The 15,433-nt window shown below is 69.9% G+C and carries 15 protein-coding genes; all 15 read right to left on the bottom strand.

The window, feature by feature from the left end; all coding sequences use genetic code 11:
* Positions 1-16: 16 nt before the first annotated feature.
* Positions 17-1,612 carry a F0F1 ATP synthase subunit alpha gene (gene atpA / locus SVTN_RS25890; RefSeq protein ID WP_041131256.1) on the bottom strand — a complete coding sequence of 532 codons (1,596 nt, stop codon included), beginning with the start codon at positions 1,610-1,612 and terminating at the stop codon, positions 17-19.
* 141 nt (positions 1,613-1,753) lie between these two features.
* The gene (locus SVTN_RS25885) at positions 1,754-2,569 is read right to left on the bottom strand and encodes a F0F1 ATP synthase subunit delta (protein WP_041131255.1); all 816 of its coding nucleotides are present in this window, start codon (positions 2,567-2,569) and stop codon (positions 1,754-1,756) included.
* Positions 2,566-3,111, bottom strand: coding sequence for a F0F1 ATP synthase subunit B (locus SVTN_RS25880; RefSeq protein ID WP_041131254.1), 546 nt, complete (start codon positions 3,109-3,111; stop codon positions 2,566-2,568). Before SVTN_RS25880 ends, SVTN_RS25885 begins: the two co-directional genes overlap by 4 nt.
* Positions 3,112-3,152: 41 nt before the next feature.
* Positions 3,153-3,386 carry an ATP synthase F0 subunit C gene (atpE, locus tag SVTN_RS25875; protein ID WP_010474382.1) on the bottom strand — a complete coding sequence of 78 codons (234 nt, stop codon included), beginning with the start codon at positions 3,384-3,386 and terminating at the stop codon, positions 3,153-3,155.
* Between the two features lie 93 nt (positions 3,387-3,479).
* Positions 3,480-4,289 (bottom strand): F0F1 ATP synthase subunit A, encoded by an 810-nt coding sequence (atpB, locus tag SVTN_RS25870; protein WP_041131253.1) that lies wholly within the window; start codon positions 4,287-4,289, stop codon positions 3,480-3,482.
* A gap of 225 nt (positions 4,290-4,514) precedes the next feature.
* Entirely contained in the window at positions 4,515-4,928 is a 414-nt protein-coding gene (locus SVTN_RS25865; RefSeq protein WP_041131252.1) for a Cg1360 family ATP-synthase-associated protein, read from the bottom strand.
* 265 nt (positions 4,929-5,193) lie between these two features.
* Positions 5,194-6,519 carry an MraY family glycosyltransferase gene (locus tag SVTN_RS25860; protein ID WP_041131251.1) on the bottom strand — a complete coding sequence of 442 codons (1,326 nt, stop codon included), beginning with the start codon at positions 6,517-6,519 and terminating at the stop codon, positions 5,194-5,196.
* A 107-nt stretch (positions 6,520-6,626) separates the two neighbouring features.
* Entirely contained in the window at positions 6,627-7,874 is a 1,248-nt protein-coding gene (locus tag SVTN_RS25855; RefSeq protein ID WP_041131250.1) for a serine hydroxymethyltransferase, read from the bottom strand.
* 259 nt (positions 7,875-8,133) lie between these two features.
* A complete protein-coding gene (locus SVTN_RS25850) occupies positions 8,134-8,781 on the bottom strand; it encodes an arsenate reductase/protein-tyrosine-phosphatase family protein (RefSeq protein ID WP_041131249.1) in 648 nt (215 codons plus the stop codon).
* On the bottom strand, positions 8,778-9,425 hold the full coding sequence (locus SVTN_RS25845; RefSeq protein ID WP_041131248.1) for an L-threonylcarbamoyladenylate synthase: 648 nt from the start codon (positions 9,423-9,425) through the stop codon (positions 8,778-8,780). Before SVTN_RS25845 ends, SVTN_RS25850 begins: the two co-directional genes overlap by 4 nt.
* Before the next feature lie 34 nt (positions 9,426-9,459).
* Positions 9,460-10,305: a peptide chain release factor N(5)-glutamine methyltransferase gene (prmC, locus tag SVTN_RS25840; protein ID WP_041131247.1), complete on the bottom strand. Its 846-nt coding sequence runs from the start codon at positions 10,303-10,305 to the stop codon at positions 9,460-9,462.
* 92 nt (positions 10,306-10,397) lie between these two features.
* Positions 10,398-11,474: a peptide chain release factor 1 gene (gene prfA / locus SVTN_RS25835; protein ID WP_041131246.1), complete on the bottom strand. Its 1,077-nt coding sequence runs from the start codon at positions 11,472-11,474 to the stop codon at positions 10,398-10,400.
* 98 nt (positions 11,475-11,572) lie between these two features.
* The gene (gene rpmE, locus SVTN_RS25830) at positions 11,573-11,794 is read right to left on the bottom strand and encodes a 50S ribosomal protein L31 (protein WP_015036196.1); all 222 of its coding nucleotides are present in this window, start codon (positions 11,792-11,794) and stop codon (positions 11,573-11,575) included.
* 167 nt (positions 11,795-11,961) lie between these two features.
* Positions 11,962-13,056: an LCP family protein gene (locus SVTN_RS25825; RefSeq protein ID WP_041131245.1), complete on the bottom strand. Its 1,095-nt coding sequence runs from the start codon at positions 13,054-13,056 to the stop codon at positions 11,962-11,964.
* A gap of 216 nt (positions 13,057-13,272) precedes the next feature.
* Positions 13,273-15,306 (bottom strand): transcription termination factor Rho, encoded by a 2,034-nt coding sequence (gene rho / locus SVTN_RS25820; protein WP_425429019.1) that lies wholly within the window; start codon positions 15,304-15,306, stop codon positions 13,273-13,275.
* Positions 15,307-15,433 lie beyond the last annotated feature (127 nt).

The raw sequence follows: 15,433 nt of genomic DNA, 5'->3' as shown, positions 1-15,433 counted from the left end.
CAGGTCCCTTCCGTCGTCACTTCGAGACGTTGACGGCGGGGGCGTCCGCGCCGAGCAGCTTGCCGTCAGACGTCTCGAACTGCTGCTTGAACTCCGCGATGGCGTCGGCGACGGCCGTCAGGGTGTCGTCCGACATCTTCTTGCCCTCACGGATGGAGGTCATGAGACCGGAGTGGTTCTGGCGCAGGTACGCCAGGAGCTCGGCCTCGAAGCGACGGATGTCGGCGACCGGGACGTCGTCCATCTTGCCGGTGGTGCCGGCCCAGACGGAGACGACCTGGTTCTCGGTGGGCATCGGCTGGTACTGAGCCTGCTTGAGCAGCTCGACCATGCGCTGACCACGCTCCAGCTGCGCCTTCGAGGCCGAGTCCAGGTCGGAACCGAAGGCCGCGAAGGCCTCCAGCTCACGGAACTGGGCCAGGTCCACGCGGAGGCGGCCGGCGATCTGCTTCATGGCCGGGTGCTGGGCGGAGCCACCGACTCGGGAGACCGAGATACCGACGTTCAGGGCCGGACGCTGGCCGGCGTTGAACAGGTCGGACTCCAGGAAGCACTGGCCGTCGGTGATGGAGATGACGTTGGTCGGGATGAACGCGGAGACGTCGTTGGCCTTCGTCTCGACGATCGGCAGACCGGTCATCGAACCCGCGCCGAGCTCGTCCGAGAGCTTCGCGCAGCGCTCGAGGAGACGGGAGTGCAGGTAGAAGACGTCACCCGGGTAGGCCTCACGGCCCGGCGGGCGGCGCAGCAGCAGCGACACGGCGCGGTAGGCGTCGGCCTGCTTCGACAGGTCGTCGAAGACGATCAGGACGTGCTTGCCCTGGTACATCCAGTGCTGACCGATGGCGGAACCGGTGTACGGCGCCAGGTACTTGAAGCCGGCCGGGTCGGACGCCGGGGCGGCGACGATCGTCGTGTACTCGAGCGCGCCGGCCTCTTCCAGGGCGGCACGGACCGACGCGATGGTCGAGCCCTTCTGGCCGACGGCGACGTAGATGCAGCGGACCTGCTTGTTCACGTCGCCCGAGCGCCAGTTGTCGCGCTGGTTGATGATCGTGTCGACGCACAGAGCGGTCTTGCCGGTCTGACGGTCACCGATGATCAGCTGACGCTGACCACGGCCGACCGGCGTCATGGCGTCGACGGCCTTGTAGCCGGTCTCCATCGGCTCGTGCACCGACTTACGGGCCATAACGCCCGGGGCCTGCAGCTCGAGGGCACGGCGGCCCTCGGTCGCGATCTCGCCGAGACCGTCGATCGGGTTACCGAGCGGGTCGACGACGCGACCCAGGTAGCCCTCACCGACACCGACGGAGAGGACCTCGCCGGTGCGCTGCACCGACTGACCCTCCTCGATGCCGCTGAACTCGCCGAGGACGATTGCACCGATCTCGCGCTCTTCGAGGTTCAGCGCGAGACCGAGGGTCCCGTCCTCGAACTTCAGCAGCTCGTTCGCCATGGCCGAGGGAAGACCCTCGACCTTCGCGATGCCGTCACCGGCCAGGCTGACCGTGCCGACCTCCTCGCGCGAGGCCGCGTCCGGCTGGTACGACTGGACGAAGGTGTCCAGCGCGTCCCGGATCTCCTCCGGCCGGATCGTGAGCTCCGCCATCTGGGTTCCCTGCTCTCCTTGTTGGGCCCGAAGTTTCTTAAGGGGTCTGGGGGCCGACCCCCAGGAATCTTCTGCAATCTCTGCACGGCCCAACCGGGCCGCTTGTCATGCTGTGTTGCTGTGCTGCTGTGGTCGCTGCCGTCAGCCGGCCAGTCGACGGGTCGCCTCGCCGAGGCGCTCCGCGATGGAACCGTCGATGACCTCGTCGCCGACGCGCACCGTGATCCCGCCGAGGACCGCGGGGTCCACGTCCAGGTTCAGGTGCATCTCGCGGCCGTACAGCTTCGCCAGTACGGCACCGAGGCGCTGCTTCTGCCGGTCCGACAGCGGCACCGCCGAGGTGACGACGGCGACCATCCGGTCCCGGCGCGCCGCGGCGAGCTTGGACAGGGACTCGAGTCCCGCTTCCAGGCTACGTCCCCGGGGCTGGGTCACGAGACGGACGACCAGACGCTCGGTGGTCGCGTGGGCCTTGCCGCCGAGCAGGCTGCGGAGCAGCGTGCCCTTGGCGGTGGCCGTGGCGGCCTTGTCCGTCAGCGCCGAGCGGAGCTCGTTGCTGGAGGACACGATCCGGCCGAACCGGAACAGCTCGTCCTCGACGTCGTCGAGTGCGCCCGCCTTCTGCGCCGCGGTGAGGTCGGCGGTGTTCGCCAGCTCCTCGGTCGCGTCGACCAGGTCGCGCGAGCGCGACCAGCGGGAGCGGACCATGCCCGAGACCAGGTCGACGGTCTCGCCGCCCACCTGACCGCGCAGGAGTCGCTGCGCGAGCTCGGCCTTGGCCTCACCCGACTGCGCGGGGTCGGTCAGGACCCGGCGCAGCGACACCTCGCGGTCGAGCAGCGCGGTGACGGCGGCCAGCTCGTCCGCGAGCTTCGTCGCGTCGACCGGCGTGTTGTCGGTCAGCGCGTCGAGGGACTCACGGGCGGCGGACAGTGCCTCGCGGCTCGCTCCGTTCATCGGACAGCCTCCGCCTTCTCCTCGAGCTCGTCGAGGAAGCGGTCGATGGTGCGGCTCTGGCGGGCGGTGTCCTCGAGGGACTCGCCGACCAGCTTGCCGGCCAGGTCGGTGGCGAGCTTGCCGACGTCCTGACGCAGCGACGCGGAAGCGGCCTTGCGGTCGGCCTCGATCTGCGCGTGGCCGGCCGCGATGATCTCCTCGCGCTGGCGCTGGCCTTCCGCCTTCATCTCCTGGATGATCGCGGTGCCCTGCTCCGTCGCCTCCTGGCGAAGACGCGCGGCCTCGTGGCGGGCCTCGGCGAGCTGGGCCTTGTACTGCTCCAGCACACTCTGAGCCTCGATCTGGGCCGATTCGGCCTTCTCGATGCCACCCTCGATGGCCTCGCGGCGCTCGACCAGAACCTTGTTGATGTTCGGGAGGAGCTTCTTGGCGAGGAAGCCGAAGACGATGACGAAGGCGATCAGGCCGATGACGAGCTCGTCGAGATGCGGGATGAGCGGGGGCTGCTCCTCCGCCGCTTCCGCAAGAAGCAGAGCGTTCACATCAGTGCCTTCCGTAAAAAGAATCGGGCAGTCGGTCCGGCTTACTTGTAGACGAAGCCCATGACGATGCCGATGAGGGCGAGCGCCTCACAGAAGGCGAAACCCATGATCTGGTTGGTGCGGATCAGGCCGGCCGCCTCAGGCTGACGGGCGAGGGCCTGGGTGCCGTTACCGAAGATGATGCCGACGCCGACGCCGGGGCCGATGGCCGCGAGGCCGTAGCCGATGGAGGCGACGTTTCCGTTGACGGCGGCGAGAGTCTCGAGAGCGGACATGCCGGTTCTTCCTTCTCTTTCAAGGACCCGGTGGGGGTTGGCCACCGGACGACTGTTGGTTGGGGGTGTGGTGCTTTGGCTGGCCGGGCCGGCTCAGTGGTGCTCGGAGAGCGCGCCCTGGACGTAGCTGCAGGCCAGGAGGACGAAGACGTACGCCTGGACGGCCTGGATGAAGAGCTCGAAGGCAGTCATGATCAGGACCATCACGAACGAGGCGCCGGCGTAGACGAAGCCCAGGCCGTTCATGAGGTACCAGGTGGCCAGCGAGAACATCACGATGAGCAGGTGACCGGCGAACATGTTCGCGAACAGTCGGACCGCGTGCGTGAAGGGCCGGATGATCAGGTTCGAGAAGAACTCGAGGAGCATGATGAGCGGGAGGATCGCACCCAGGGACTTGTCGTAGCCGAGGATGTTCTTCCAGCCGCCGGCGAAGCCGTGCTTCTTGAAGGTCAGCGCCACCCACATCACGTAGACGATCAGTGCGAGGGCCGCCGGGAAGGCGATCAGCGAGGTGACCGGGAACTGGGCGACCGGAATGATCGACCACAGGTTCATGATCCACACGAAGAAGAACAGCGACACCATGAAGGGGACGTACTTCTCGCCGTCCTTCTTGCCGATGATCTCGTAGACGATGCCGCGGCGCACGAAGTCGTAACCGGCCTCGCCGACCATCTGCATCTTGCCGGGGATCAGCTTGGGCTTGTTGAAGGCGGCCCAGAAGAACCCGACGACCACGAGCGAGCCCAGGACCGCGAGCAGCATGGGCTTCGTCAGCTCGAAGCTTCCCCACGTGGCGATCGGCTCGTACATGAACGTGTGCAGGCCCGGCGCCGGGAAGCCACATCCAGAGAAGATGTGGCAATCCGGGTCGAAGGCAAGCGTCTGGTCAGCACTCACCGCGGGCTCCTTCAGCGTGGCGCATAGGTACGGCAACCTCGTTGTGTCGGCGCGGCGCGCAGCCGCGGGTCGGCACTGGACTGGTCTTACGGATAAGGGGGCGGCGGTTCGGCATCGAGCCTCTCGCTGGGACAGGCGCCGTTTCGGATGCCCGCGTCCGCAGTGCCGCAGTTGGCACCGGACGATAGCAGGAAGCCGAACTCGGCTTTATCCCGGCCCTACCTTTCACGACTTGGACCCCGTGTTTCCGGGGTCGATGTACGCGATCTTGGCCTTCATGTAGGCCCGGGCCTGTGCGGCGACCCACACCACGGTCGTCGCGAGCAGCGTGAAGGCGAAGGCCTTGAAGTCGAACAGCGTCGTGTCCTTCAGCAAGGCCAGGAAGATGAAGAGCACCAGCAGCTGGGCCGTGTAGAGCATCAGCCCCATGGCCTGGAAGAGGTGCGGAAGCGACTTCGCCGTCCGCTGGAGAACCAGCATCCCGATCCCCATGAAGAGGATGACCACCAGGGTGCCGACGACGGCACCGATCGCACCCTTGCCACCGGCGACCACCCCGCTGACGACCGTGGCGATGACGCCGACGGCAGCGGTGGGTACGGCGGTGTGCAGAAGGATGCGTGCGTCGTTCGACGGCATGGCGGTGTCTCCGCTTGCTCTTGGAGGGGGCGATGGTGTCGTCATGGACGAGCGTAAGCCCGGTCCGAGGTGGGTCTCGGGGCCAACAGACCGTCGCACTACGGTCTTTCGGCACTGTCGCCGGGTCTCGTGAACCGTATCACAAACTATTTGAATAGGTCTTTACCCATACGGTGTGCCAACAGTCACACATGAGAGTTACCCCGCGCGTGTGTGCGCGACAGCGGGGTGCCTTGTCTGCTATTGGCCCCGGATGGGGCTTTCGTCAACCGCGCGCCCCGGCCTTACTCCTGTCGGAGAAGCGCGAACGGTGACCGATGGCGGTCGCCCCGTTGACCCCGGCGGGCACGGGCTCCCGCTCCTCCTCGACGGCCTCGGCCGTCTCTTCCGACACAGCGGCCTCGACCGGCACCGCGGCCGGCTTGCGGCGGCGGTAGCGGGGCGGCACGACGGACTGGGCCCAGCGCGGAGCGCGCGGCGTGAAGCGCGGCAGCAGGAGCAGCACCAGGCCGATCGCGCTCAGCGCGACGACCCCGAGGACGATCCACATCGAGGTCGAGTGGACCGAGTAGGCCAGCGTGCCGAAGGCGATGAGCGCCGACCAGAAGTACATGATCAGCACCGCGCGGCTGTGCGAGTGGCCGATCTCCAGGAGCCGGTGGTGCAGGTGCCCGCGGTCGGCCGCGAACGGCGACTGGCCCTTCCACGTACGGCGCACGATCGCGAGGACCAGGTCGGCCATCGGGATCGCGATGATCGTCAGCGGCAGCACGAGCGGGATGAAGACCGGCAGGGCGGCGTGGGTGGCCTCACGGGTCGAGCCCTCGAAGAGCCGCAGCACGTCGGGGTCGACCTGGCCCGTGATCGAGATGGCGGAGGCCGCCAGGATCAGGCCGATCAGCATCGAGCCGGAGTCGCCCATGAAGATCCGCGCCGGGTGCATGTTGTGCGGCAGGAAGCCCAGGCACATGCCCATGAGGATCGCGGCGAAGAGGGTCGCGGGGGCGGCCGCCTCGATCGTGTAGCCGTACCAGAGGCGGTACGCGTACAGGAAGAAGGCCGCGGCGGCGATGCAGACCATGCCGGCGGCGAGGCCGTCGAGGCCGTCGACGAAGTTCACGGCGTTGATGGTGAGGACCACCAGGGCGACCGTCAGGAGCGTGCCCTGCCAGGGCGTGAGGGCGACCGTGCCGACGCCGGGGATCGGCAGCCACAGGATCGTCAGACCCTGCGCGACCATCACGCCCGCCGAGATCATCTGCGCGCCCAGCTTGATGAGCGCGTCCAGCTCGAACTTGTCGTCGAGGACGCCGATCAGCCAGATCAGCGCGGCGCCGGAGAGCAGCGCGCGGGGCTCGTTGGACTGCTCGAAGACGCTGTTCAGGTTCTGCAGGTGGTCGGCGACGAGGAGTCCCGCGCACAGCCCGAAGAACATGGCGATGCCACCGAGCCGCGGAGTCGGTTCTCGGTGTACGTCGCGGGCGCGGATCTCCGGCATCGCCCCGGTCGCGATGGCGAACTTCCGCACCGGACCGGTGAGCAGATAGGTCACCGCGGCCGTGACACAGAGCGTCAGCAGGTAATCACGCACGGGCTGCCCCACAGGAATCGCTGGCCATCTCAGCCCCACACCCTAGCCGTGCCGTCCATGTGCTTGGAGACACCCGTGCCCCCGGAACGGTTGCGCTCGGGCTCCCGTCAGGGCCCATACGGGGGAAATCGGGAGGTCAGCTCCCGTACTTCCGCGCGTACCCGGGCCGTTTCCCCGGCGTCATCGCGCAACGCGACGGTGAACAGTGCGGCAATTCTCGCCATCTCCGGGGCGCCCATCCCCTGCGTGGTGACGGCGGCGGTGCCGAGCCGGATCCCGCGGCCCTCCCCGTAGGGCAGGGCGCAGGTGTCGAGCACCATGCCGGCGGCGGCGAGCCGGGCGCGGGCGGTGCGGCCGTCGACGCCGAGGGGCGCCGGGTCGGCGGTGATGAGGTGCGTGTCCGTCCCGCCGGTGGTCAGCGCGAAGCCCTCGGCGGCGAGCGCGGACGCGAGGACCTGCGCGTGCTCGACCACCTGATGGGCGTACTCGGTGAACGCCGGGGTGGACGCCTCGCCGAAGGCCACCGCCTTCGCCGCGATCGTGTGCATCTGGGCGCCGCCCTGGGTGAACGGGAACACCGCCCGGTCGATCCGCTCCGCGAGCTCCTCGCCGCACAGCACCATTCCGCCGCGCGGCCCGCGCAGCACCTTGTGCGTCGTCGCGCAGACCACGTCGGCATACGGAACGGGGCTGGGGGCCGCTCCCCCGGCGACGAGCCCGATGGGATGGGCGGCGTCGGCGATCAGATACGCCCCGACCTCGTCGGCGATCTCGCGGAAGATCTCGTAGTCGAGGTGGCGGGGGTACGAGATCGACCCGCAGACGATCGCCTTGGGGCGGTGGTGGCGGGCGAGCGCGGCGACCTGCTCGTAGTCGACGAGCCCGGTGTCGGCGTCGACGCCGTAGGGCACGAAGTCGAACCACCGGCCGGAGAAATTGGCGGGCGAACCGTGCGTGAGGTGCCCTCCGTGGTTCAGGCCCATGGCCAGAACCGTGTCACCGGGCCTGAGAAGGGCCGCGTACGCCGCCAGGACGGCCGAGGAGCCGGAGTGTGCCTGTACGTTCGCGTGGTCGGCTCCGAAGAGCGCGGTGGCCCGCTGGACGGCGATCCGCTCGGCGGCGTCGGCGTACTCGCAGCCGCCGTGGTGCCGGGCGCCCGGATACCCCTCGGCGTACTTGTTGGCGAGGGGGGAACCGAGGGCGGCGAGAACGGCGCGCGAGGTGAAGTTCTCGGCCGCGATCAACTGCAGACTGTCGGCCTGCCTCCGCGCCTCGCCGAGCAGCACGTCGGCGATCTCGGGGTCCTGCCGGCGCAGGACGTCGAGTTCCTCATCGGGGGGCGCGGTGACGGACATGGCTGACTCCGGACGTGGAGGGATGTCAGCACCAATGTAGGCAGCCGCACCCCACCCCGCCTGTTGAGCGCCCCGTCCCCGACGCACCCCCTCAGCGGCGCGCCGAGACGCCCGTCAGGGCCGTGACCACGGGATCCAGTGCCTGGTTGAGCCCCTCTTCCCGACGCGCCCCTCGCACCGCTCGGCCCCGAGGGGGCCTCCCGGGCTTCGGGACGCTGCGGCGGCCTCCGACCGCCGGATATGGCCGGGGCCCGCGCGGTCAGCGGCGCGCCGAGACGCCCGTCAAAGCCGTCACCACGGGGTCGAGGGCCTGGTTGATCTCGTCGCCGATCGAGCGGAAGAAGGTGATCGGGGCTCCGTACGGGTCGTTGACCTCGTCGGCGTCCACCGAGGGGGCCAGGAGCCACCCGCGTAGAGCCGCTGCCGCGCGGACCAGGGCCCGGGCGCGTTCCACCATGCCCTCGTCGCGCGGGTCCGGCAGGGTCGCCGGGTCGATCGCGCGGACCAGGCGGGTGAACTCCTTCAGGGTGAAGGTGCGCAGGCCCGCCGAGTGGCCCATCGAGATGACCTGCGCCCGGTGGTCGCGGGTCGCGGTCAGGACGAGGTCGGCGCGGATGACGTGCTCGTCGAGGAGCTCGCGGCCCACGAAGCCGCTGTAGTCCGCGCCGAAGTCGGCGAGGACCAGTTCCGCGTTGGTCTCCATCGGGGCGCCCTCGTGGCCCCAGGTGCCCGCGCTCTCCACGATCAGGCCGCCGCCGAGGGGGTCGCCGAGGCGGACGCTCAGGGCATGGCGGGTCAGCCGCTCGGTGATCGGCGAGCGGCAGACGTTGCCGGTGCTGACGTGGAGGATGCGGAAGGTGTCGCTTTCTTCGTGCCCCGCTATGCCACGCCCCTCAGGGGCGGTCAACTGGCCACCTCGAGGTCGGGTACGACCTTCCGGAGCTCCTCCGGGGAGAGCGCGCCCTCGCGCAGCAGCACCGGCACCTTGCCCGTGACGTCGACGATGGACGAGGGGACGATGCCGGGGGTCGGGCCGCCGTCGAGGTAGACGGAGACGGAGTCGCCGAGCATGCCCTGCGCCGCGTCGCAGTCCTCCGGCGCGGGGTGGCCGATGAGGTTGGCCGAGGAGACGGCCATCGGGCCGACCTCGGTGAGCAGTTCGATCGCGACCGGGTGCAGCGGCATCCGGATGGCGACGGTGCCCCGGCTGTCGCCGAGGTCCCACTGGAGGGACGGCTGGTGCTTGGCGACGAGGGTGAGCGCGCCGGGCCAGAAGGCGTCGACGAGCTCCCAGGCCTGCTCGGAGAAGTCGGTGACCAGGCCGTGGAGGGTGTTCGGGGAGCCGATGAGCACGGGCGTGGGCATGTTGCGGCCGCGGCCCTTGGCGGCGAGCAGGTCGCCGACGGCCTCGCTGCTGAAGGCGTCCGCCCCGATCCCGTACACGGTGTCGGTGGGCAGCACGACCAGCTCGCCCCGGCGGACGGCGGACGCGGCCTCGCGCAGACCGGTCACGCGGTCGGTCGACTCGTTGCAGTCGTATCGCCGTGCCATCAGTTCCGGGCCTCCTCGTACACGTCGTGCTTGGTCATGGCATTGCCTTGCGGGCGGTCGCGAAGCGCGGCCGGTTGTTCAGGTCGGGGTGGTCGGCGGCGTCGACCCAGCCGGCCTCCTCGTTGAAGATCCACGGCACCTGGCCGCCCTGCGTGTCGGCGTGCTCGACGACGACGAGTCCCCCGGGCCGAAGCAACCGGTGTGCCGTGCGCTCCAGGCCGCGGATGAAGTCGAGGCCGTCCTCGCCGGAGAAGAGCGCCATCTCCGGGTCGTGGTCGCGGGCCTCGGGCGCCACGTACTCCCACTCGGTGAGCGGGATGTACGGCGGGTTGGAGACGACCAGGTCGACCTGGCCGTCGAGCTCCGGCAGCGAGGTGAGCGCGTCGCCCTCGTGCAGCGTGACGCGGGAACCCTCGACGTTCTTCCGGGTCCACGCGAGCGCGTCCTCGGACAGCTCGACGGCGTGCACGCGCGAGCGCGGCACCTCCTGGGCGAGCGCGAGGGCGATCGCCCCGGAGCCGGTGCACAGGTCGACGATGAGCGGTTCGACGACGTCCATGGCTCGTACGGCGTCTATGGCCCAGCCGACGACCGACTCGGTCTCCGGGCGGGGCACGAAGACGCCGGGCCCCACCTGGAGCTCCAGGTAGCGGAAGAACGCCCGCCCGGTGATGTGCTGGAGCGGCTCGCGCGCCTCGCGGCGGGCGACGGCCTCCCAGTAGCGGGCGTCGAAGTCCGCGTCCTTGACGTTGTGCAGCTCCCCCCGCTTGACGCCGTGCACGAACGCGGCGAGCTCCTCGGCGTCGAAACGCGGTGAGGGAACGCCGGCGTCGGCCAGCCGCTGGGTGGCCTGGGCCACCTCGGCAAGCAGCAGGTTCACGCTGGTCCTCCGTGGTGCGGGGTGGGGCTTGAGGGGGGCCTTACGCTGCGACGGACTTCGCCCGCCTCACGCGGCGGCGGGTCTCGTCCGCCTTACGCTGCGGCGAGCTTCGCCGCCGAGTCGGCGTCGACGCAGGCCTGGATCATGGCGTCCAGGTCGCCGTCGAGCACCTGGTCCAGGTTGTACGCCTTGAAGCCGACGCGGTGGTCCGAGATCCGGTTCTCCGGGAAGTTGTACGTGCGGATCTTCTCGGAGCGGTCGACGGTGCGGACCTGGCTGCGGCGGGCGTCGGCGGCCTCGGCCTCGGCCTTCTCCTGGGCGGCGGCGAGGAGCCGGGAGCGCAGGATGCGCATGGCCTGCTCCTTGTTCTGGAGCTGGCTCTTCTCGTTCTGGCAGGAGGCGACGATGCCGGTCGGCAGGTGGGTGATGCGGACCGCGGAGTCGGTGGTGTTGACCGACTGGCCGCCGGGGCCGGACGAGCGGTAGACGTCGATGCGCAGGTCGTTGGCGTGGATCTCGACGTCGACCTCCTCGGCCTCGGGCGTGACGAGCACGCCGGCGGCGGAGGTGTGGATGCGGCCGGCGGACTCGGTGGCGGGCACGCGCTGGACGCGGTGCACCCCGCCCTCGTACTTGAGCCGGGCCCAGACGCCCTGGCCGGGCTCGGTCGCGCCGTTGCCGCCCTTGGTCTTCACGGCGACCTGGACGTCCTTGTAGCCGCCGAGCTCGGACTCGGTGGCGTCGATGATCTCGGTCTTCCAACCGACGCGCTCGGCGTACCGCAGGTACATCCGGAGGAGGTCGCCGGCGAAGAGGGCGGACTCGTCGCCGCCCGCGCCCGCCTTGATCTCCAGGATGACGTCCTTGTCGTCGCTGGGGTCGCGCGGAACGAGGAGCAGGCGGAGCTTGTCGGTGAGCTCCTCGCGCTGCTTCTCCAGTTCCTTGACCTCGGCGGCGAAGTCGGGGTCGTCGTGCATCAGCTCGCGCGCCGTCTCGATGTCGTCACCGGTCTGCTTCCAGGAGCGGTAGGTGGCGACGATCGGGGTCAGCTCGGCGTAGCGCTTGTTGAGCTTGCGCGCGTTCGCCTGATCGGCGTGGACCGAAGGGTCCGCGAGCTTGGTCTCAAGGTCGGCGTGCTCGCCGACCAGTTCCTCGACCGCCTCGAACATCGGGGGCTCCTGGGTTTTCGTGGGTTGCTACGGGACGGCAAAGCGCCGGTCCCGGCCACCCCCGCACGGGGGCAGCCGAAGACCGGCGCAGTGGCTCGCTACTTGGCGGAGCCGGCAGCCTTGCCGAAGCGGGCCTCGAAGCGGGCCACGCGGCCGCCGGTGTCGAGGATCTTCTGCTTGCCCGTGTAGAACGGGTGGCACTCGGAGCAGACCTCGGCACGGATGGTGCCCTCGGTCAGGGTGCTACGGGTGGTGAACGACGCGCCACAGGTGCAGCTGACCTGGGTCTCGACGTACTCGGGGTGGATCTCGCGCTTCAAGGTGTCTCCTAGTTTCGGGAGGGCTCCGGGTCGCCGCCGCGGGTTGCGGACAGCGTGAACCGGGGCCGACGTACCAGTCTGCCAGGACCGGCCGCATCTCCCAAAACGGGGGTCGGCCCGGAGGTATTCCCGGGCTCGTCCGCCGGTCGCCCCACGACGTCCGCCGGTCACCGCACGAGGCCGTCGGCCTTGCCGGTGGCGGTGTCCTTCGTGGCCGACGCGGGGATCGGCAGGTCGCCCTTGAGGGCCTTCCAGACCTGTGCGGCCTTGGCTTCGAGGGGGACGACGCGGTTGGGGTCCCGGGGGTCGTACTCGACGGGCAGGGTGACCATGTGGACGTTCCGGGCGCCGATGCCGGAGAGTCCCTTGGCGAAGCCCATCAGCTCCTGCACCGAGTCGAGCTCGGAGTCGGGCGTGATGGCCTTGGTGGCGGCGTCGGCGAGTCCGTACAGCTTCGTCGGGTTCGTGAGCACGCCGACGCCCTTGACCTGCTCGATGAAGGCCTTCATGAAGGCCTGCTGGAGCTGAATGCGGCCGAGGTCGCTGCCGTCGCCGATGCTCTTGCGGGTGCGGACGAGGCCGAGGGACTGCTCGCCGTCGAGGGTGTGCGTGCCCGGTGCGAGGTCGAGGTGGCTCTTGCCGTCCTTGATGGCCTGCGTGGTGGTGATCTCGACGCCGCCGAGCTCGTCGATGAGCTTCTTGAAGCCGGTGAAGTCGACCTCGATGTAGTGGTCCATGCGGATGCCGGACATGGACTCGACGGTCTTGACGGCGCAGGCGGGGCCGCCGACCTCGTAGGCGGTGTTGAACATGGCCCGCCGCTCGCCGGGGACGGCGGTCCCCTTCGCGTCGGTGCAGGAGGGCCGGTCGATGAGGGTGTCGCGGGGTATGGAGACCACGCTCGCCTTCTTGTGGCCCTCGTAGACGTGCACGACCATCGCGGTGTCGGAGCGGGCGCCGCCCTCGTCCTTGCCGTAGGCGCCGTTGTCGCCGGAGCGGGAGTCGGAGCCGAGGACGAGGACGTCGAGGGAGCCGTTGTCGACGTTCTCGGGGCGCTCCTTGCCGAGCTGGGCGTTGATGTCGACGCCCTTGAGGTTGCCGTCGAGCTTGAAGTAGACGTAGCCGAGTCCGGCGCCGCCGAGGACGAGGACCGCGGCGGCCCCCGATATGAGGATCGGCGCCGTGCGCCGCTTGGCGGGCTGCTTGCGGCGCCGGCCGCTGCCCCCGCCGCGTGCGCGGCCGGTCTTGCTCTGCTCGGTCATCGTCTTCCCTCAGCCCTAGGATTCACCTTCTGTGACGGCGAAGCATCCGAAAGGGTTGCATGCGGGCCTGTGAGGTTTGGGTGAGCTTCGCCCGGAAACAGCACTGCGCCCACCGTGCGGAACACGGTGGGCGCAGTGGTTTACGCAGGTCACGACGGGGTTACGGAATCGGAGCCCGGCTCTCGTCGTGTGACGCGGCTCTCGCGTCAGTCCGCGTCAGTCGTTGTTGCCGGCTCCAGGGGTGGTCTTCTGGATCTGGAGCAGGAACTCGCCGTTCGACTTCGTCTGCTTCATCTTGTCGAGCAGCAGCTCGATCGCCTGCTGCTGGTCGAGCGCGTGGAGCACGCGACGCAGCTTCCAGGTGATGGAGAGCTCGTCGCTGCCGAGGAGGATCTCCTCCTTGCGCGTGCCCGAGGCGTCGACGTCGACGGCCGGGAAGATGCGCTTGTCGGCGAGCTTCCGGTCGAGCTTGAGCTCCATGTTGCCGGTGCCCTTGAACTCCTCGAAGATCACCTCGTCCATCCGCGAGCCGGTGTCGACCAGCGCGGTGGCCAGGATGGTCAGCGAGCCGCCGTCCTCGATGTTGCGCGCGGCACCGAAGAAGCGCTTCGGCGGGTAGAGCGCGGTCGAGTCGACACCACCGGACAGGATGCGGCCGGAGGCGGGCGCCGCGAGGTTGTACGCGCGGCCCAGGCGGGTGATCGAGTCGAGCAGGACGACCACGTCATGACCCAGCTCCACGAGGCGCTTGGCGCGCTCGATGGCCAGCTCGGCGACGGTGGTGTGGTCCTCGGCCGGGCGGTCGAAGGTCGAGGAGATGACCTCGCCCTTGACCGACCGCTGCATGTCGGTGACCTCTTCCGGACGCTCGTCGACCAGGACGACCATCAGGTGGCACTCGGGGTTGTTGTGCGTGATCGCGTTGGCGATCGCCTGCATGATCATGGTCTTGCCGGTCTTCGGCGGGGCCACGATCAGACCGCGCTGGCCCTTACCGATGGGCGAGACGAGGTCGATGATGCGGGTGGTGAGCACGCCCGGGTCCGTCTCCAGGCGGAGGCGGTCCTGCGGGTAGAGCGGGGTCAGCTTGTTGAACTCCGGGCGGCCGCGGCCGGAGTCGGCGGCCATGCCGTTCGCGGAGTCCAGGCGGACCAGCGCGTTGAACTTCTCGCGGCGCTCGCCCTCCTTCGGCTGACGCACGGCGCCGGTGACGTGGTCACCCTTGCGCAGGCCGTTCTTGCGGACCTGAGCGAGGGAGACGTACACGTCGTTCGGGCCGGGCAGGTAGCCGGAGGTCCGGATGAACGCGTAGTTGTCGAGGATGTCCAGGATGCCCGCGACGGGGATCAGGACGTCGTCGTCGGCGACCTGCGGCTCGCCGGCCTGGAAGTCGTCACGGCCACGACGGCCACGGCGGTCGCGGTAGCGGCCGCGACGGCCACGACGGCCGCCCTCGAAGTCGTCCTCGTCCTGCGGGCCGGCCTGCTGGCCACCCTGCTGGCCCTGGCCGCCCTGGCCCTGGCCACCCTGGCGCTGGCGCTGGCCGCCCTGGCCACCGCCCTGCTGCTGCTCGTCGCCCTTGCGGTCGCGCTGACGGTCACGGCGGTCACGGCGGTCGCCGCGCTCCCCGCGCTCGCCCCGCTCGCCGCGGTCACGGCGGCCACGGCCCTCGGCGCCGTCGACGGCGGCCTCGGCCTTGGCGTCGGCCTGCGGCTCGGCCTTGACCTCGCGGGTCTCGGTACGGGCCTCGGTCTTGACGACCTGGGCGGCCTCGGCCTTGGCCTCGACCTCCGGGGAACCGGCGGGGGCTGTGGCACGACGACGGCGGCGCTCACCGGCCGGGGCGTCGTCGGCGGCCGGCTGGCCCGGGATGTCGATCTGCTGCTGGGCGACGGCCTTCTCGGCCTTCTCCGCCTTGGGCGCGGCGGCCTCGGCGGTCTCGCCCGTGCGGGCCTTGGAGGTGGCGCGGCGCTTCGGCTTGGTGTCGGCGGCGTCGGCGGTCTTGGCGGGGGCGGCGGAGCCTCCGGCCTGCGCCTCCTTGATGACCTCGATCAGCTGGCTCTTGCGCATCCGCGCGGTGCCCCTGATGCCGAGGCCGGACGCGACCTGCTGCAGCTCGGCCAGGACCATGCCCTCGAGGCCGGTGCCGGAGCGGCGGCGCCGTGCGGTGCCGGTGGCACCTGCGGCGGGCGCGGCGGTGTCGACACTGCTGTCGGCAGTCACGCCCATCAGATCGGTGGTGTCGCTCACGAAGGGTCCTTCCCTGGAGCGGACGTCGGCCATCTGGCTCGGCGACCGGTTGTGCTGTCCGGCAGGGTCCTGGTTCGTGGACCGTGTCCGGGGCGGTGGTCCCGCCGGGTACGGCGGAGAGAGAACG

This window comes from Streptomyces vietnamensis, from assembly GCF_000830005.1.
GTDB lineage: Bacteria > Actinomycetota > Actinomycetes > Streptomycetales > Streptomycetaceae > Streptomyces > Streptomyces vietnamensis.
The sequence above is the reverse complement of the archived record's forward strand: the minus strand, read 5'-3'. Positions and strand labels throughout refer to the sequence as shown.